Source organism: Paraburkholderia sp. BL27I4N3, from assembly GCF_003386115.1.
In the GTDB taxonomy this organism is placed as follows: Bacteria; Pseudomonadota; Gammaproteobacteria; order Burkholderiales; family Burkholderiaceae; genus Paraburkholderia.
In genome coordinates this window covers 5,548,384-5,565,360 of record NZ_QREJ01000001.1, presented here as the reverse complement: position 1 = coordinate 5,565,360, position 16,977 = coordinate 5,548,384, and the positions used below count along the sequence as shown (strand labels likewise).

The 16,977-nt window shown below is 63.2% G+C and carries 14 protein-coding genes; 9 read left to right on the top strand and 5 right to left on the bottom strand.

From position 1 onward, the window contains the following. Window positions 1-342 precede the first annotated feature (342 nt). The gene (locus B0G71_RS25315; RefSeq protein WP_116145127.1) at window positions 343-1,224 is read right to left on the bottom strand and encodes an oxaloacetate decarboxylase; all 882 of its coding nucleotides are present in this window, start codon (window positions 1,222-1,224) and stop codon (window positions 343-345) included. A gap of 171 nt (window positions 1,225-1,395) precedes the next feature. Here B0G71_RS25315 and prpR point away from each other — a divergent pair, with 171 nt between their 5' ends. The 3 genes from prpR to ahpF all read left to right on the top strand — a co-directional run bounded on the left by prpR (window position 1,396) and on the right by ahpF (window position 5,880). After that, a complete protein-coding gene (gene prpR, locus B0G71_RS25310) occupies window positions 1,396-3,459 on the top strand; it encodes a propionate catabolism operon regulatory protein PrpR (protein ID WP_404935486.1) in 2,064 nt (687 codons plus the stop codon). 114 nt (window positions 3,460-3,573) lie between these two features. Then, window positions 3,574-4,137: an alkyl hydroperoxide reductase subunit C gene (gene ahpC, locus B0G71_RS25305; protein ID WP_116145125.1), complete on the top strand. Its 564-nt coding sequence runs from the start codon at window positions 3,574-3,576 to the stop codon at window positions 4,135-4,137. Between the two features lie 150 nt (window positions 4,138-4,287). Further along, window positions 4,288-5,880 carry an alkyl hydroperoxide reductase subunit F gene (ahpF, locus tag B0G71_RS25300; protein WP_106278256.1) on the top strand — a complete coding sequence of 531 codons (1,593 nt, stop codon included), beginning with the start codon at window positions 4,288-4,290 and terminating at the stop codon, window positions 5,878-5,880. Between the two features lie 137 nt (window positions 5,881-6,017). Here ahpF and B0G71_RS25295 read toward each other — a convergent pair whose 3' ends face one another. Both B0G71_RS25295 and B0G71_RS25290 read right to left on the bottom strand, forming a co-directional pair. Further along, window positions 6,018-6,431 (bottom strand): DoxX family protein, encoded by a 414-nt coding sequence (locus tag B0G71_RS25295; protein ID WP_012427266.1) that lies wholly within the window; start codon window positions 6,429-6,431, stop codon window positions 6,018-6,020. An 80-nt stretch (window positions 6,432-6,511) separates the two neighbouring features. Beyond that, window positions 6,512-7,237, bottom strand: coding sequence for a pirin family protein (locus tag B0G71_RS25290; RefSeq protein ID WP_116145123.1), 726 nt, complete (start codon window positions 7,235-7,237; stop codon window positions 6,512-6,514). Between the two features lie 131 nt (window positions 7,238-7,368). On the opposite strand from B0G71_RS25290, the gene B0G71_RS25285 reads away from it, so the two are divergent. After that, window positions 7,369-8,256, top strand: a complete 888-nt coding sequence (locus B0G71_RS25285; RefSeq protein ID WP_116145121.1) for a LysR family transcriptional regulator — start codon at window positions 7,369-7,371, stop codon at window positions 8,254-8,256. On the opposite strand, the gene B0G71_RS25280 is transcribed toward B0G71_RS25285, so the two are convergent. Then, window positions 8,253-9,269 (bottom strand): 1-aminocyclopropane-1-carboxylate deaminase, encoded by a 1,017-nt coding sequence (locus B0G71_RS25280; RefSeq protein ID WP_116145119.1) that lies wholly within the window; start codon window positions 9,267-9,269, stop codon window positions 8,253-8,255. The two genes, B0G71_RS25285 and B0G71_RS25280, sit on opposite strands and share 4 nt — an antisense overlap. Window positions 9,270-9,431: 162 nt before the next feature. On the opposite strand from B0G71_RS25280, the gene B0G71_RS25275 reads away from it, so the two are divergent. The 5 genes from B0G71_RS25275 to katE all read left to right on the top strand — a co-directional run bounded on the left by B0G71_RS25275 (window position 9,432) and on the right by katE (window position 14,998). Further along, window positions 9,432-9,962 (top strand): Lrp/AsnC family transcriptional regulator, encoded by a 531-nt coding sequence (locus B0G71_RS25275; protein ID WP_116148869.1) that lies wholly within the window; start codon window positions 9,432-9,434, stop codon window positions 9,960-9,962. Between the two features lie 147 nt (window positions 9,963-10,109). Beyond that, entirely contained in the window at window positions 10,110-10,625 is a 516-nt protein-coding gene (gene msrB, locus B0G71_RS25270) for a peptide-methionine (R)-S-oxide reductase MsrB (protein WP_116145117.1), read from the top strand. Window positions 10,626-10,649: 24 nt separating this feature from the next. Continuing rightward, window positions 10,650-11,393: a peptide-methionine (S)-S-oxide reductase MsrA gene (msrA, locus tag B0G71_RS25265; protein ID WP_116148867.1), complete on the top strand. Its 744-nt coding sequence runs from the start codon at window positions 10,650-10,652 to the stop codon at window positions 11,391-11,393. A 382-nt stretch (window positions 11,394-11,775) separates the two neighbouring features. Then, window positions 11,776-12,672: a MipA/OmpV family protein gene (locus B0G71_RS25260; protein ID WP_116145115.1), complete on the top strand. Its 897-nt coding sequence runs from the start codon at window positions 11,776-11,778 to the stop codon at window positions 12,670-12,672. Window positions 12,673-12,868: 196 nt separating this feature from the next. Next, the gene (katE, locus tag B0G71_RS25255) at window positions 12,869-14,998 is read left to right on the top strand and encodes a catalase HPII (RefSeq protein WP_258875778.1); all 2,130 of its coding nucleotides are present in this window, start codon (window positions 12,869-12,871) and stop codon (window positions 14,996-14,998) included. A 77-nt stretch (window positions 14,999-15,075) separates the two neighbouring features. On the opposite strand, the gene treF is transcribed toward katE, so the two are convergent. Continuing rightward, a complete protein-coding gene (gene treF, locus B0G71_RS25250; protein WP_116145111.1) occupies window positions 15,076-16,890 on the bottom strand; it encodes an alpha,alpha-trehalase TreF in 1,815 nt (604 codons plus the stop codon). Window positions 16,891-16,977 lie beyond the last annotated feature (87 nt).

The following is a 16,977-nucleotide window of genomic DNA, read 5'->3' as shown; positions in this document are numbered from 1 at the left end:
CCGGCATCCGGACGGGGCGGACGGGCGACGGGATCGCGGCCGCGGATGGGGCGCAGCGGCACGGCCATGACGATGGCAAGCGAGCGCCAGCCCTGAATCCTAACGCAATAAATGGCGCCATACCGCCTACCGCGGCGAGTGCCGCGCGTGCGCGGCAGGCGGCGCACGCAGCGTGCCCGTTAGGTCGGCAAGTCCGTGGGCCTGAAAAGCCCGCAAGCCGGAAAGACCATAAGCCCGCGCGCCCCTGCAACGCGTCGAGCCCACACGCGCACGGAAAGTCGGCAAAGCAGCAAGCCGGCTAGCCGAGCCGATCAACCGGACACAGCGTCCTCGTCATGCTTCTTAGTCTTTCGCGGCGTACTCACGATCCAGCTTGTCATACAGCGGCTTGTTGACGAGCCGCTGGCGTTCGCTGAACGGCGCGACCAGCGTGGCGTCCTCGTCGAGGCGGCCATTGCTCTTAAGCGTGCCGAGCGCGCGCTGCATGCCGAGCACCGCGCCTTGCAGCGCCGCGTTTGCGTACAGCACGATGCCGTAGCCGAGCTTGGCGAGCGCCTCGCGCGATTGCACCGGCGTCTTGCCGCCGATCACGATATTGATCAGCTGCGGCTTGTCGAACAGCCCCGGCAAACGTTCGATGTCGGCGAGCGATTCGGTCGCTTCGATAAACAGGATGTCGGCGCCGGCCTCGATGAAGCGGTGGCCGCGCTCGATCGCGTCCTCGATGCCGTGGACCGCGGCCGCGTCGGTGCGCGCCATGATCTGCAGATTGCCGTCTTCGCGGGCATCGACGGCCGCGCGGATCTTGCCAACCATCTCGCTTGCGCTGACCACTTCCTTGCCGGAAAAGTGGCCGCATTTCTTCGGCATGATCTGGTCTTCGAACTGGATCACGTCGGCGCCGCTGCGTTCCAGCACGCGCACCGTCTGGCGCACGTTCAGCGCGTTGCCGAAGCCGGTGTCGGCGTCGACGATCAGCGGCAGCGCGACCGCATCGCGAATCCGCGCCGTATGTTCGGCGACTTCGGCGAGGCCGATGAAGCCGAGGTCGGGCAGACCGAGCGACATATTGGTGACGCCCGCGCCCGTGATGTAGATCGCTTCGAAGCCGGCGTCCTCGATCACACGGGCGCTCATTGCATTGAAAGCGCCGGGCACGAGCAGGCCCTGGCGTTGGTTGACTTTGGCGCGGAAGGCGGCGCGGCGGGCGGCGGATTGGGTCATGACGGTGTGTCTCCTGTGAGGAAAGTCGGATAAATGGCGCGAGCGGGAATAGGCAGAAAGCGTGCCATTTCCCGGTTCTGCCAGTTTGCCCCAAACAATCAGCGAGTTAGCCCGCAAGCGGCGGGGCGAGCGTTCATGGCACAATGAGCGGACTGTTCCATGAAACGTTCCATGGAACGTTTCAACATAGACCGGAGCGCTGCGGTGTCCTCTTTCACGTCGTCCCTTGCGAACCCCGATCCGGGCCGCCCAGGCATCGCACTGGTGAGTATCAGCCGGTTGCAATCGCTTTGCGAGACTGTCGCGCCACGCTATGCCGGGCGCGCGAAATTCTTCTCCGTCCGGGAGGGCTACGGCGCCGCCGTCACTGCCCTGCAAGCTTACGTGGACGCAGGCTCGGTCGACGTCGTGCTCGCCGCCGGCTCGAACGGCGCTTACCTGCGCGACAACCTGAACGTGCCGGTCGTGATGGTCAAGGTGAACGGCTTCGACGTGCTCAGCGCGATCACCCGCGCCACGACCACATGGCCGAACGCGCAGATCGGCCTCGTGCTGCACGAAACGATCTCGCACGAACTGTCCGACTTGAGCGCGTGGCTGAAAGTCAGCCTGAAGCAGCGCGCCTACCGTTCGATCGACGAAGTGCGGCTCGCGGTCGGCAGCCTCGCGGCCGAAGGCTGCAGCGTCATCATCGGGCCCGGTATGGCGTGCGACTTCGCCCAGCAGGCCGGCCTCGCGAGTGTTTTCCTGTATTCGCTCGGCGCCGTCGAAGAAGCGTTCGAGCGCTCGGTCGAACTGGCGCGCGTGAGCCGCCAGAAGGAATCGAAGCGCGTGCGCCTGAACACGATCGTGGCGCATCTACGCGACGGCGTCGCCGCTTTCGACGACGCCGGCCAGGTCGAGGCCGTCAATCCCGCCATGCTGGACTTGCTGGGTCTGGACCGCGAGCAGGACGTGCCCGCGCAAGTCGAGCGCGCGGTCGGGCCGCTGTTGCGCGAGACGCTCGAACACGACCTGCCGATCGAGGAGCGTATCGAGCAGATCGGCGGCCGCGCGCTGATCGTCAATTGCGTGCCGATCGTGGAGCAAGGCGTGCGCTCCGGCTCCGTGGTGACCTTGCAGGACGCGCTGGTCGCGCAACGGATCGACCGCTCGCTGCGCACCAGCCAGCGCCCGAAGCATCTGGTCGCGCGGCATCGGCTGGACGATCTGATCGGCAACTCGGCGGCGCTCGAGCGCGTGCGGCGGCTGGCGCGCGCCGGTGCCGCGCACGACGCCACCGTGCTCCTGAGCGGCGAAAGCGGCACCGGCAAGGAACTGGTCGCGCAAGGCATCCACAATGCGAGCCGGCGGCGCGGCAATCCGTTCGTCGCGTTCAATTGCGCGGCGTTGCCGGAGGGGCTGATCGAAAGCGAACTGTTCGGTCATGAAGAGGGCGCATTCACGGGCGCGCGGCGAGGCGGCAAGCCAGGGCTGTTCGAAATCGCCCACACGGGGACGATTTTCCTCGACGAAATCGGCGAAATGCCGGCGGCGCTGCAAAGCCGCCTATTGCGGGTTCTGCAGGAGCGCGAGGTGATGAAGCTCGGCTCGGGGCGCGCCACGCCGGTCGACGTGCGGGTAATTGCCGCCACGCACCGCGATCTGCACGCGCTGGTCGAGCAGGGCGCGTTTCGCGCGGATCTGTATTTTCGTCTGAACCTGCTTCAGTTAAAATTGCCGTCGCTGCGCGAACGGCGTGACGATGTGCCGCAACTGGCGCGTCACTTGTTAAGCCGCGCTGCGCTTGAGTATGGCTTGTCGGAAGGCGCGCTCGAGCGGGTGCTGGCGTTTCTCGCGCCCCTGTTCGAACACTACGCGTGGCCCGGCAATGTGCGGGAGCTGGAAAATCTGTTGACGCGCGCCGCGATCTATCTCGGCGATGCAGCGGGCGTTGCCGGTCAGGATTGGCAGGCGATGTTTCCGGAGTTCGGGCGCATGGAGCGGGCGGGGGCCGCCAAGGCGGGTGTACGCGGCATAAGCGGCACGAACGGCGGCGCGAATGGCGCAAACGCCGCCGCAAACGCCGCCGCCGAGCCCGCCCTGAGCCGCATCAGTCCAACCCGCGAGGACGTACTCCACGCCCTTGAACAGGCTGGCGGCAATCGCGCCGCGGCGAGCCGGGCGCTGGGAATCGGCCGTACTACCCTCTGGCGGCTTCTGAAGGCCGACCCACAGCGTGATAGGCAGGAGTAGCGAGATAAATAGCGTCAGACTATCGCCGTTATTAAAACACTCTGCTTTACCTATTAAGCGTCGTCTGACATACTGACTCCACTTTCCAACCACTCCGAAAGAGGACTCAGCAAAATGCCGATCATCAACAGTCAAGTCAAACCGTTCAAGGCGCAGGCTTATCACAATGGCGATTTTCATACCGTCACGGAAGAAAGCCTGAAGGGCAAGTGGTCGGTGTTCGTGTTCTACCCGGCTGACTTCACCTTCGTGTGCCCGACCGAACTGGGCGACCTGGCCGACCGTTACGACGAATTCAAGAAGCTCGGCGTCGAAATCTACAGCGTGTCGACCGATACGCACTTCACGCACAAGGCATGGCACGACACGTCGGACACGATCCAGAAGATCAAGTACCCGATGATCGCTGACCCGACGCTGGCCATCTCGCGCAACTTCGACGTGCTGATCGAAGAAGAAGGCCTGGCACTGCGCGGCACGTTCGTGATCAACCCGGAAGGCGAAATCAAGCTGGCCGAAATTCACGACAACGGCATTGGCCGTGACGCCGGCGAACTGCTGCGCAAGGTGCAAGCTGCGCAATACATCGCGGCTCACCCGGGTGAAGTCTGCCCCGCCAAGTGGACGCCGGGCGCTGAAACGCTGACCCCGTCGCTCGACCTGATCGGCAAGATCTAAGGTCTCACGACCTTTCGCAGTCGGCGCCTCGCGGCGCATCAGCGTGCGGATCGCGTTTCACAGTGATCCGCACGTCCCCGGACCTCGCGCGCTCTATCCGGCGCGTGCGGTGCCGGGAACCCAACACCATCGCCACGGAATCGAATAGCCATGCTTGATGCCAATCTCAAGACTCAGTTGAAAACGTACCTCGAAAAGGTTAGCAGGCCTATCGAGATCGTCGCGTCGCTCGACGACAGCGCAAAATCGCAAGAGCTGCTGGCATTGCTGAACGATATCGCGACGTTGTCGGAACGCGTCAACGTGATCGAACGTCGTGGCGACGCCGAGCGTAAGCCGTCGTTTTCGATCGGCGAGCCGGGCAAGGACACGGGCATCCGTTTCGCCGGCATTCCAATGGGTCATGAATTCACGTCGCTCGTGCTGGCGTTGTTGCAGGTGGGCGGCCATCCGGTCAAGCTCGAAGATGCCGTGATCGAACAGATCCGCAATCTCGACGGCGACTATCAATTTGAAACGTATTTTTCGCTGTCATGCCAGAACTGCCCGGAAGTCGTCCAGGCGCTGAACGTGATGGCGCTGATCAATCCGCGCATCCGTCACGTGGCGATCGACGGCGCGCTGTTCCAGAACGAAGTCGAAGCGCGCCAGATCATGGCGGTACCGACCATGTTCATGAACGGCGAAGTGTTCGGCCAGGGGCGCAGCGGCGTGAAAGAAATCCTCGCGAAGCTCGACACCAACGCCGGGGCACGTGCCGCGAAGGAACTGGAGAAGAAGCCGGTGTTCGACACGCTGATCGTCGGCGGCGGCCCTGCGGGCGCGGCTGCGGCGATCTACTCGGCGCGCAAGGGTATCGCGACGGGCGTGGTGGCGGAGCGCTTCGGCGGTCAGGTGCTGGATACGCTGGCGATCGAAAACTTCGTCTCGGTGACGGAAACCGAGGGGCCGAAGTTCGCCACGGCGCTCGAGCAGCACGTGAAGACTTATGAAGTCGACATCATGGATGTACAGCGTGCTGAAGCGCTGATCCCGGGCCGCATCAACGAAGTGCGTCTGGCCAATGGCGCGGTGCTCAAGGCCAAAACGATCATTCTGGCGACGGGCGCGCGCTGGCGCGAAATCAACGTGCCGGGCGAACGCGAGTACCGCAATCATGGCGTGGCGTACTGCCCGCACTGCGATGGTCCGTTGTTCAAGGGCAAGCGCGTCGCCGTGATCGGCGGCGGCAACTCCGGTGTTGAAGCGGCGATCGATCTGGCGGGTATCGTGCGTGAAGTGACGCTGTTCGAGTTCGGCGCCACGCTGCGTGCCGACGAAGTGCTGCAACGCAAGCTGCGCAGCCTCGCGAATGTGACCGTCATCACGCAGGCCCAAACCACGGAAATCACCGGCGACGGCAAGAAGGTCAACGGTCTGGTCTACAAGGATCTGCGTTCGGGCGAAGTGAAGCAGATCGAACTGGAAGGCGTGTTCGTGCAGATCGGTCTCGTGCCGAACACGGAATGGCTCAAGGGCACGGTCGAGTTGTCGAAGCACGGCGAGATCGTCGTGGATGCACGCGGCGCGACGTCGGTGCCGGGCGTGTTCGCCGCCGGTGACGTAACCACGGTGCCGTTCAAGCAGATCGTGATCGCCGTGGGCGAAGGCGCGAAGGCATCGCTTTCGGCGTTCGATCACCTGATCCGCAATAGTGAAGAAGTGGAAGTGGTTGGTGAAGCTGAGGTTGCAGTAGCGGTTTGACGCAGTGGTGTGAGTAGTGGAAGTGGACGGCGGCCTTTGGGCCGCCGTTTTTGTTCGCGCTTGACATCGCCCGGCATCAAGCCGGATGGCTTTTTTTCTGACGTATGGCCCGCACCGCTCCGCGCGAGCCAGCCGCCTCAACGCCGATCGATCGAATACTTCCCGGCGCCCGTCACACAAAGCAGCAACAATCCGCCGATGATGCTGATGTTCTTGTAGAAGTGAATCATATTGTCGTACTGCACCGCGCCGGTCATGTTCCAGTAATGATGGCCAATGAACGCGGTGCCGAGCGTATAAACCGCGAGCAGCAGCGCAAGCGGTCGCGTAAAGAATCCGACCAGCAGCGCGATGCCGACGACGAACTCCATCACCACGGCGATCACCGCCGACAACTCGGGCACCGGCGCGCCGCTCGACGTCATATAAGCCACGGTGCCGGAAAAACCGGTGAGCTTCGACCAGCCGAACATGACGAACAGCACCATCAACAGAACGCGGGCGACGAGGATGACCGCGTCTTTCTGATTTTCAAACAGCGTATAACGCATGATTTTTATCTCAACAGAGTAGGAAGAAAGTGGCTCGCCGACTTGTTTCCGGCGAGCCCGTATTTAGCTCATTCGGCCGTTCAAGCCCACAACTCCGACGTCTCGATGTTGCGCAAGTCGAACACGAGGACTTCCGCATCGTGGCCTTGCGTGAAGGTTAGCGCTTCTTCGCCGCGCACACGCGCACCATCGCCTTCCTTGAACTCGACGCCGTTCACAGTCACGCTGCCGCGCGCCACGTGGACATACGCATAGCGATCGCTCGCCAGTTCGAGCCGCGCCGTTTCGTCGCCGTTGAAGAGACCGGCATAGACCCGCGCGTCCTGCTGCACCGTCAACGAATCGTCTGCACCGTCCGGCGAGATCACGAGGCGTAAAACACCGCGCTTCTGGTCCGCGCCGAAGTGACGCTGCTGATAACGCGGCGTCGTAGCTTTTTGCCCTGGCGCGATCCAGATTTGCAGGAAGTGCACCGGGTCGCTCTTCGAATGGTTGTATTCGCTGTGCGCGACGCCGGTTCCCGCGCTCATCAACTGGATGTCGCCGGGCACGATCACCGAGCCGGTGCCCATCGTGTCCTTGTGCTCCAACGCGCCTTCCAGCACGTACGAAAAGATTTCCATGTCGCGGTGCGGGTGCTTGCCGAAGCCTTGCGCCGGGGCAACGCGGTCGTCGTTGATCACGAGCAGATCGGAGAAGCCGTTCTGCTTGGGATCGTGATAGTTAGCGAAGGAAAACGTATGACGCGAGCTGAGCCAGCCGTGCTCCGCGCGGCCGCGTTGATTGGCGTGTCTGATTTCAAGCATCTTTTTTCTCCTTGGGTTGTGCGATCCGGCCAGATGTTTGTCCGCGATCCATGAATGACAGTGTAGGTCAATCCATACCGGTATAATCGCCATGAAAGCGGAAACACTGTCACTGTGGAGTGGACAATAAGATGCAACTCGATGACATGCGGATTTTCGTCGCCACGGTCGACGCGCACAACTTCACGGCCGCCGCCAACCGCCTGTCGCTGTCGAAGCAGTTCGTCAGCCGCCGGGTGATGGCGCTGGAGGAAACGCTCGGCGTGCAGTTGCTGATCCGCAATACACGCAAGCTGGCGGTGACCGACCTCGGACAGGAGTTTTACGAGCGCGCCAGACGCATCCTTGGTGAAGTGGAAGACGCCGAGCAGGCCATGTCGCTGCGGCGCGCCGGGCCGCGCGGGCTGTTGCGCGTGAGCGCACCGATGTCGTTTGGCATGGCGCATCTGTCGCCGCTCGTGGCGATGTTTCTGCGCGAACACGGCGACGTGCGCTTCGAGATGGAGTTAAGCGATCGCACCGTTGACGTGGTCGGCGAAGGCTTCGACATGGCGATCCGGATTGGCAGCTTGCCGGATTCCACGCTGATCGGGCAGAAGCTCGTGGATATCCGCATGGTGGCCTGCTGTAGTCCCGGTTATGCGCGGCGTCGTGGTGCGCCCAAGGTGCCCGCCGACCTGACGCGCCATTCGTGTCTGTTATACGGGCACGGTGGCGCGGTGAGCTGGGAGTTTGTCGTCGATGGCGTGACGAAAGGCGTCGAGGTCCACGGGCCGTTGCGCGCCAACAATGGTGAGCTGGTGCGCGATGCGGCCGTCGCGGGCCTCGGGATTGTTCGGCTTCCTGATTTTATCGTCGCCGATGCGCTCAAAAGCGGTCAGCTCGTGCCGGTGCTCGAAGCATTCCTGCCCGCCGCCACGAGTGTCTACGCGGTGTATCCGCAGCACAGGCAAAGCTCCCTCACGATCCGGGCGTTCGTGGAATTCCTGAGGGAGCACTTGAGAAAGCGCCTGGGTTAGCCGTTGCGGAACATAAAACTGTAGCCATTCAACGCCGGCACGCCGCCGAGGTGCGCGTACAACACGCGCGAACCTGCGGGGAATTCGCCGTTGCGCACCATCTCGATCATGCCGTGCATGGATTTGCCTTCGTAGACGGGATCGGTCAGCACGCCTTCGAGGCGCGCGCACAGACGGATCGCTTCCAGCGTGCCGTCATTCGGCAAGCCGTATTCCGGGCCGCCGAAGCGCTCGTCGAGCACCACATCCTTGCTGGTGATATCGCGTCCGAGCCCGACCCGTTCGGCGGTTTGCTTCGCGATGCGGGTGATCTGCTCGCGCGTCTGCGCGGGCTTGGCCGACGCGTCGATACCGATCACACGCTCGGCGCGGCCGTCATCGGCGAAACCCACCACCATGCCGGCCTGCGTGCTGCCGGTCACGGAACACACGACGATATAGTCGAACTTGAAACCCAGTTCAGCTTCCTGCTGGCGAACCTCCTCGGCGAAGCCGACAAAACCGAGCCCGCCGAGCGGATGGTCGGAGCAGCCGGCCGGAATGGCATACGGCTTGCCGCCTGCGGCCCGCACGCTTTCCAGCGCGTCTTCCCAGCTCCTGCGAAAGCCGATGTCGAAACCATCCGCGACGAGGCGTACATCGGCGCCGAGAATGCGCGACATCTGGATGTTGCCGACCCGGTCGTAGACCGCGTCCGAATAATTGACCCAGTTCTCCTGCACCAGCACGCACTTCATGCCCAGATGCGCCGCCACGGCCGCCACCTGGCGCGTTTGGTTCGACTGGATCCCGCCGATCGATACGAGCGTGTCGCAACCCTGCGCGAGCGCTTCGGGGATCAGGTATTCGAGCTTGCGCGTCTTGTTGCCGCCGAATGCAAAGCCGCTGTTGCAGTCTTCGCGCTTCGCATACAGATGCACTTTGCCGCCGAGGTGGTCGCTCAGGCGCTTGAGCGGCTGGATCGGCGTCGGCCCGAAGGTCAGCGGGTAGCGAGGGAATCGTTGCAGGTTCATGGCAGCTCCGTGGTCGGGTAGGTGGGACGCGAACGGCATCCGGTCGCGTTGAGCAAATAGTAGGGAAAAGCGCTAGAAATGAGCTTGCAAAAAAAATGGCTCTGGCTTAGTTTTAAAAGTGAAAAATTGAAATCCCATTAATAAATGACCGATAGCAAGACCATGAACGCAACAAAAATTCGTAGCACCCCGACAGCGGTGGCCGCCGCCGCCGCCGTCCCGGCCGATCCACTGCAGGCGCTCGACCGCATCGACCGCGCGATCCTGCGGCAATTGCAAACCGACGCGTCGATTTCGAACGTCGCGCTCGCGGCGAAGGTCAAGCTGAGTGCGCCGGCGTGTCTGCGTCGCGTGGAGCGGCTCAAGGAGTCGGGGCTGATCCGCGGCGTCGTCGCGTTGATCGACCCGAAGGCGGCAGGGGCGGGGATGCTGGTGATCATCGGCGTGGTGCTGGACCGCTCCACGCCGGAGTCGTTCGCCGAGTTCGAAAAAGCGGCGCAGAAGGTGGCCGGCTGCATGGAGTGCCACGTCGTGACGGGCGAATTCGACTACTTCATGACGATCCGCACGCGCGACAGCGACAGCTTCAATCGCCTGCACGCGGAGCAGTTGCTCTATCTGCCGGGCGTCCGGCAGATCCGCTCGTTCATGGTGCTCAAGGAAATTCTCTCGACCACGAAATTTCCACTGTAATCGCCGTTGCGGCGGCCACCGTGACACAAAAAGACGCGCATGCTGTCACTTATCCCGCTCTCGTGCGACCAAGCATCGGGAGCACTCGCGGGCGGCGCGGTTGGCGCCGGAGCGGGTGAGCGGCACGGACTTTCCGGAGCGATCATCATGGCTTGCAACAGACGGATATTCTTCAGGTTAATCGGCGCGCTGTCGCTGGCCGGCGGCGCCTCGACGTGGCGCATGGCGCGCGCGGCACAGACGCCAGGCGGCGGCGCGGCAGCCGCCTACGAGGTTACGCACAGCGACGCCGAATGGCGCAAATTGTTGACCGACGCGCAATACCGCGTGCTGCGCGAGGCGGGCACGGAACGCCCGTTTACCAGCCCGTTGAACGACGAGCACCGCGCGGGCACGTTCGCCTGCGCCGGGTGCAAACTGCCGCTGTTCTCGTCGAAGACCAAGTTCGACAGCGGCACGGGCTGGCCGAGTTTCTGGCAACCGCTCGATCACGCGGTCATCACGCATACCGACAAGTCGTTCGGCATGACGCGCGACGAAGTGCTATGCCGGCGCTGCGGCGGCCATCTCGGCCACGTGTTCGACGACGGCCCCAAGCCAACCGGCCTGCGCTATTGCATGAACGGTCTGGCGATGACGTTCACGCCCACAACGGGCGCGTGATTCAGATGAATCAGGATGGACCTCATGAACTTCCACAAACGGATTGACGGCAGCCCGGCGCGCTCGCGCGTGGCGGCGATTTCACTCTCGGTCGGACTCGGCGCACTCGCGCTGCTGCTGGCGCAGCGCATGGCGTTTTCCTCGGAGGCCGCCGTCGTGATCGCCCCACCGGCGCTTGACGAACCGGTGTCCGCCGCGACCGCGCACGAAGAAACCGCGGTCTTCGCGGGCGGCTGCTTCTGGGGCGTGCAGGGCGTGTTCCAGCATGTGCGCGGCGTCACGAAGGCCGTCTCGGGGTACTCGGGCGGGCAGCGCGACACGGCACAGTACGAAACGGTCAGCGGCGGCGAGACGGGGCACGCGGAGTCGGTGCAGGTCACGTTCGACCCGACCAAGGTCACATACGGCCAGTTGCTGCAGGTGTATTTCTCCGTGATTCAGGACCCGACCCAATTGAACCGCCAGGGGCCGGACAGCGGCACGCAATACCGCTCGGCGGTGTTTCCGCTGAACGACACGCAGCGGCGCGTGGCGCAAGGCTATATCGCGCAACTCGACAAGGCGCGCGCCTTCCCGGCACCGATCGTGACGAAGGCCGAGCCGTTCAAGGGCTTTTATCCGGCCGAGTCGTATCACCAGAACTATCTGACGCTGCACCCCAACTCGGCGTATATCGCGATCAACGACATGCCGAAGGTCGCCAACCTGAAGCGTCTGTTCCCGAATCTGTACCGCGACAAGCCGGTGCTGGTCGAGGCATCGCAGTAGGCCACGAGAATGCCGGCGCGGCGTCTTGCGGCGCCGGCCGCGCCTTGTTCACCGCATCCGCATTAGCATCCGCGTGCGCGTATTCGTCTCTTTGTGTCTTCGTCTTCCGCCAACCCGAGCCCGTTCTCCAGCGACTAGGCCCGCATTTTGCACGAGTGCGTCCATCGGCAAATCTTTCGTGCCGCTCTGTTCAGACAAAAGCCGCTATTGACAGGCTTCTGACGGATGCGGCTCGTGGGATTGCCGAGCGATACGTGTCGTTCGCTGAAAAAGTTACATGCCGCAGGTAGCAACGCGGCGGTCGCCCTGGTGCTTTTTATCCCTTGCGGATCCCGGGGCGAGAACATAACCCTCTTCGCATAGGCGAGATCGGAGGCTTCTGGTGTTTAACAGCCGTAGAAAGCGGGGCGGCAAGCTCCGCAATAAACAAACAGGCATCGCGGCATCCTCCCTGGTGGCCGTGGCCATCGGCGGCGTTGCCGTCATTCCGCATTCGGCCTCGGCGCAAACTCCCTCGCCACTGGGCGAATGGCAATATTCGGTCGGCATTCCATTGCAGAAGATGTGGCAGCCCAATATTCCGGACTGGCAGGTGCGGCTTGGCGCGGCGACATCGTTTCAGCCGCGCTATGAGGGTTCGGACCGGTATCACCTGATGGCGGGACCGAGCATCGACGTGCGCTATAAGGATCTGTTCTTCTTCTCGAGCGGCGAGGGTTTTGGCGTCAATTTCGCGCAGGGCGAGAACTGGCGCGCGAGTCTTGCCACCGTCTACGATCTGGGACGCCGCGGTCATGACGATCCGCAAGAGTTGGACGGCCTCGGCAATATCAACCCGGCGCCGGGCGTCAAACTGTCGGGCGAGTACGTGATCTCGAAGGATTTCCCGCTCGTGCTGCGTGCCGACGTCAGGCGCTATTTCGGCGGCTCGAACGGCTGGATCGGCGATCTCGGCGCCTATATGCCGATGCCGGGCAGCACCAAAAAGTTCTTCTGGTTCGCCGGTCCGAACGTGACGCTGGCGGACTCCACTTACATGAATAGCTGGTTCGGCGTGAATCAGACCCAGGCGGCAAATTCGAAATACTCGCAGTACCACGCCAGCGCGGGATTCAAGTCGGTGGGCTTCGGCATCAGCGCGATATGGCTGTTCGACAAGCACTGGTTCGCCACCGCGGACGGCGCCTTCGAACAACTTGTGGGCAGCGCGGGCAATAGTCCGGTCACGCACCGCAAAGCCAACGGCGTAGCCGATATTTCGATCAACTACCGCTTCTGATCGCGCGCTCTCGCGCATCCATCAATGCACGGCGGCGCGCCATTCGCAGCGCGCCCGCCGCATAGCCCATTCATTACCGCTCAGCTATCACCAAGCGCGACTAGCCGCGCCCCCGCGCGGGTATATCGATTGCTGCTCTGTCTGGTTGCGTCAGACCGGATTTCCCCACCGGCACGCCCCCGAACGCAAGGAGCAGATTCTCATGGCAGGTAAAACGAATACGCAGAAGCCCGCAGCGAAGAACGCGCAGGCGGCCAACCCGCAAGCGGATCCGAAATCGAAGGATCTCGAACAGTTTCGAGTCAGCCCGGAAGGCCAGGCGCTGAGGACCAATCAGGGCGTCAAGATTTCCGACAATCAGAACAGCCTGCGCGCCGGACCCCGCGGCCCCTCGCTGCTCGAAGACTTCATCATGCGTGAGAAGATCACGCACTTCGACCACGAACGCATACCCGAGCGCATCGTGCATGCGCGCGGCTCGGCAGCGCATGGCGTGTTTCAGGTGTACGAGTCGATGAAGGAGTACACCAAGGCCGCATTCCTGCAGGACCCGGCTGTCCAGACGCCGGTCTATGTACGCTTTTCCACGGTGCAGGGCCCACGCGGTTCCGCCGATACGGTGCGCGACGTGCGCGGTTTCGCCGTGAAGTTCTATACGCAGGAAGGCAATTACGATCTGGTCGGCAACAACATGCCGGTGTTCTTCATTCAGGACGCCATCAAATTTCCCGACTTCGTGCACGCCGTCAAACCGGAAGCCCCAAACGAAATGCCGACCGGCGGCTCCGCGCACGACACCTTCTGGGACTTCGTTTCGCTGGTGCCCGAGTCCGCGCATATGGTGCTGTGGACCATGTCGGACCGCGCGATTCCGCGCAGCCTGCGCACCATGGAAGGCTTCGGCATTCACACCTTCCGTTTCGTGAATGCGCAAGGCAAGGGACGCTTCGTCAAATTCCACTGGCGTCCGGTGCTGGGTTCGTATTCGCTGCTGTGGGACGAAGCGCAGAAACTGGCCGGCAAGGATCCGGACTTTCATCGGCGCGACCTGTGGGAGTCGATCGAAGCGGGCAACTTCCCTGAGTTCGAACTGGGCGTGCAGATCATCGAAGAAGCCGACGAGCACAAATTCGATTTCGATTTGCTCGATCCGACCAAGCTGATTCCGGAAGAACTCGTGCCGGTCAAGATCATCGGCAAGATGACGCTCAACCGCAACCCGGATAACTTCTTCGCCGAGACCGAACAGGTGGCGTTCCATCCGGGCCATATCGTGCCGGGCATCGACTTCTCAAACGATCCCCTGTTGCAAGGCCGTTTGTTCTCGTACACGGATACGCAGATCAGCCGGCTGGGCGGCCCGAACTTTCACGAGATTCCGATCAACCGGCCGGTGTGCCCGTTCAACAACAACCAGCGCGACGCGATGCACCGCCAGGCGATCAATGTCGGCCAGGCTTCGTATGAGCCGAATTCGCTGAGCGGCGGCTGGCCGAAGGAAACCGATCCGGCACCGTCCGACGGCGGCTTCGAAAGCTATCAGGAGCGCGTGGAAGGCACCAAGATCCGTGTGCGCAGCGAATCGTTCGCCGATCATTTCTCGCAGGCCGCGCTGTTCTATAACAGCATGTCGCAGCCTGAGAAAGACCACATCGCCGCGGCCTATCAATTCGAACTCGGCAAAGTGACGAAGCCGGAAATTCGTGCGCGCGTGGTGAATGAGATTCTCGCCAACTTCGACGCGGGACTCGCGGCGCAGGTGGCCGAGGGCCTCGGTTTGCCCGCACCGAAGAAAGGCACGGTGAAGCTGAGCGGGCCCAAGGAGTCGCCGGCGCTGAGCCTGCTCAACCGCGTGCGGCCGGGAATCAAGACCCGCAAGATCGCGCTGCTGGCCGCGCCGGGTTCCGACGGCGCCGCCATCAAGGACTTGCAGAAGGCGCTGCAGGGCGAAGGCGCGGTGCCCATGCTGATCGCGCCAACGCTTGCCGCGATCGACGGCATGGCGCCGGACGCCACCATTGCCGGCTTGCCGTCGATCATGTTCGACGCGGTGATCGTGGTGGGCGGCGACAAAGGTGCGAAGACGCTGGCCGGATCGGGCGACGCGCGGCATTTCGTGCTTGAGGCGTTCAAGCATCTGAAGGCGATCGCGGCGATCGGCGCGGGCCGTGACGTGCTCGCTGCCGCGCACTTGCCCGACCATGCCGACGGCGTCGCAACCGGCGACGACAAGCAGGCCGCCGACGTGCTGAAGGCCTTCATCAAGGCGGCCGAGCAGCATCGCGTATGGTCGCGGGCGAAGCAGGCCGAGACCGTGCCGGCTTGAGCGTGCGGTGAGTCGTCAAAAGACCTGGCTGGTTCGCACTGGCCAGGTCTTTTTTATATTGCAGCGTAAAGAGCGCACTAAGGATTCACCCGCGCGCCATGCAGCCGATGCGTATTCTTCGGCGCGGCGGCAGCGGAAGCCGCGGCCGCCGACACGCCCGCGGGACCTTCGGGGATATCGTTAGGACGCGACGCCTGCACCGTCCGCGGATAGAGCACGAGCAACGCGCGCAGCACGCCGTTGGTCCAGCCGAAGCCATCCTGCAGCGGATACTCGCCACCGCCGGCCGAGACGCCTGGCGTGGCTGCGTCGATGTCGTATTTTTCGACGAGTTTGCCCGTATGCTGGTAGTACGACACATTGGTCCTGATCCAGCGAGTCGCGATGGTTTGCGCGAGCGCCATTTCGCTATAGCGCCGCAGGCCGATCACCGCCAGATACTGCAACGGCGCCCAGCCATTCGGCGCGTCCCACTGCTGGCCCGTCGCGGTTTGCGTGGTGGCGAGCCCGCCCGGGCGCAGCAATTCGCGCTGCAATGTCGCGGCGACAGTCTTCGCCTGCTGACGGGTCGCTATCCCCATATACAGCGGATAGACCGTCGCGGCCGTGAGCCGGTGCGTGAGCGTGTGATGCACGAAGTCGTAGTCGCCGAATGCCTGCAATTGCGGATCCCACAGCACGCGGCGAATCGCTTCGGCGCGCGCGGCGGCGCGCTGTTCCATATTCTCCGCATGCGTGACGTCGCCGCGCAGACGATAAGCCCTGGCGAGCGTGCGTTCCAGATCGGCCAGCAGGCAATTCAGATCGACGGGCACGAGCGAGGTCACGTCCACGGTGGCTAGCGTCTTGCCGTCCGCAAACCAGCGCGAACTGAAATCCCAGCCGGTTTCACCGCCCGCTCGCAGATTGCGCCACAGATCCGCGGAATCGCGTTGCGGCGTCTGCTGCGCGGTGAGGACGTCTTCGCGATACGACTCGTCGCGCGGGGTGGCGCGTTCGTCCCAATAGCGGTTGAGCAGCGTGCCGTCCGGCAGTCGCACCACGTGCCGGTTGGCGTGGCCGGCGGGCAGGCCGTCGGCGCCGTCCATCCAGTAGGCGTACTCGCGCTGCAACTCGGGCAGATACTGCGCGTAGATCGCGTCGCCATCTTTTTCGGCGACGAGCTGCACCATCTGCGCGAAGAACGGCGGTTGCGAACGGCTCAGGTAATAGGTGCGGTTGCCGTTTGGAATATGGCCGTACCGGTCGATCAGGGTTGCGAAGTTTTTCAGTTCGTCGACAACCAGCGCATGCTGTCCGCTCTGTTCGAGGCCGAGCATGATGAAGTACGAGTCCCAGTAGTAGATCTCGTCGAAGCGGTCGCCCGGCACGATATACGCGTACGGCAGCGGCAGCAGCGAGGACCATGGGCTCGCGGTCGCATCCGGCTCGCGGCGCAGCACGTTCCAGAGCGTGTCGATATGGCCCACCACATCCTGATTCGGATCGGACACGTAGGCCTTGGCAGTGCGCGTGGGCAGCGTGAAGTTCCGCTTCACGAAGTCGGCGAGATTGAAATTGGGCTGTTGCTTCGCGGCGTTGTACGCCGCCACGATCCGCGCGGGCGCTGAAAGCGGCACCATGTCCGCAAAGGTTTTGCTGTCGGGATAGAGATGCGCGAGCTGCACGTCGCGATAGAGCGCCGCGTATTGCTCGGACGGCGGCACGGGCACGACCGGCGAAGCCTGCGTGGGCGCCTCGACGTGCACCGTGGCGGCGACAATGCCGCCGCGCGCCGCGGGCGGCTCGGCAAGCTGCGCCGCGCCGCCCAACGAGGCATGCCACACGAAGGCCGCGGCGAGGGCGATACGCCAGGGCGCGCGGGAGAAATCGGTGAAGGCGTGAGAAGGCATCGGCTACCGGAAGAAAGTGGACGGCGATCGGATGATCGAAGAGCGGATTTGCTTTCCTCGCACGATTGACCCACGCGGGTCGCGCAA

What these genes read in the sequence shown, in the direction of transcription:
- B0G71_RS25315 (WP_116145127.1), bottom strand. Translation starts at nt 1,224, where the DNA reads ATGACCCAATCCGCCGCCCGCCGCGCCGCCTTCCGCGCCAAAGTCAAC.
- prpR (WP_404935486.1), top strand. Translation starts at nt 1,396, where the DNA reads ATGGAACGTTTCAACATAGACCGGAGCGCTGCGGTGTCCTCTTTCACG.
- ahpC (WP_116145125.1), top strand. Translation starts at nt 3,574, where the DNA reads ATGCCGATCATCAACAGTCAAGTCAAACCGTTCAAGGCGCAGGCTTAT.
- ahpF (WP_106278256.1), top strand. Translation starts at nt 4,288, where the DNA reads ATGCTTGATGCCAATCTCAAGACTCAGTTGAAAACGTACCTCGAAAAG.
- B0G71_RS25295 (WP_012427266.1), bottom strand. Translation starts at nt 6,431, where the DNA reads ATGCGTTATACGCTGTTTGAAAATCAGAAAGACGCGGTCATCCTCGTC.
- B0G71_RS25290 (WP_116145123.1), bottom strand. Translation starts at nt 7,237, where the DNA reads ATGCTTGAAATCAGACACGCCAATCAACGCGGCCGCGCGGAGCACGGC.
- B0G71_RS25285 (WP_116145121.1), top strand. Translation starts at nt 7,369, where the DNA reads ATGCAACTCGATGACATGCGGATTTTCGTCGCCACGGTCGACGCGCAC.
- B0G71_RS25280 (WP_116145119.1), bottom strand. Translation starts at nt 9,269, where the DNA reads ATGAACCTGCAACGATTCCCTCGCTACCCGCTGACCTTCGGGCCGACG.
- B0G71_RS25275 (WP_116148869.1), top strand. Translation starts at nt 9,432, where the DNA reads ATGAACGCAACAAAAATTCGTAGCACCCCGACAGCGGTGGCCGCCGCC.
- msrB (WP_116145117.1), top strand. Translation starts at nt 10,110, where the DNA reads ATGGCTTGCAACAGACGGATATTCTTCAGGTTAATCGGCGCGCTGTCG.
- msrA (WP_116148867.1), top strand. Translation starts at nt 10,650, where the DNA reads ATGAACTTCCACAAACGGATTGACGGCAGCCCGGCGCGCTCGCGCGTG.
- treF (WP_116145111.1), bottom strand. Translation starts at nt 16,890, where the DNA reads ATGCCTTCTCACGCCTTCACCGATTTCTCCCGCGCGCCCTGGCGTATC.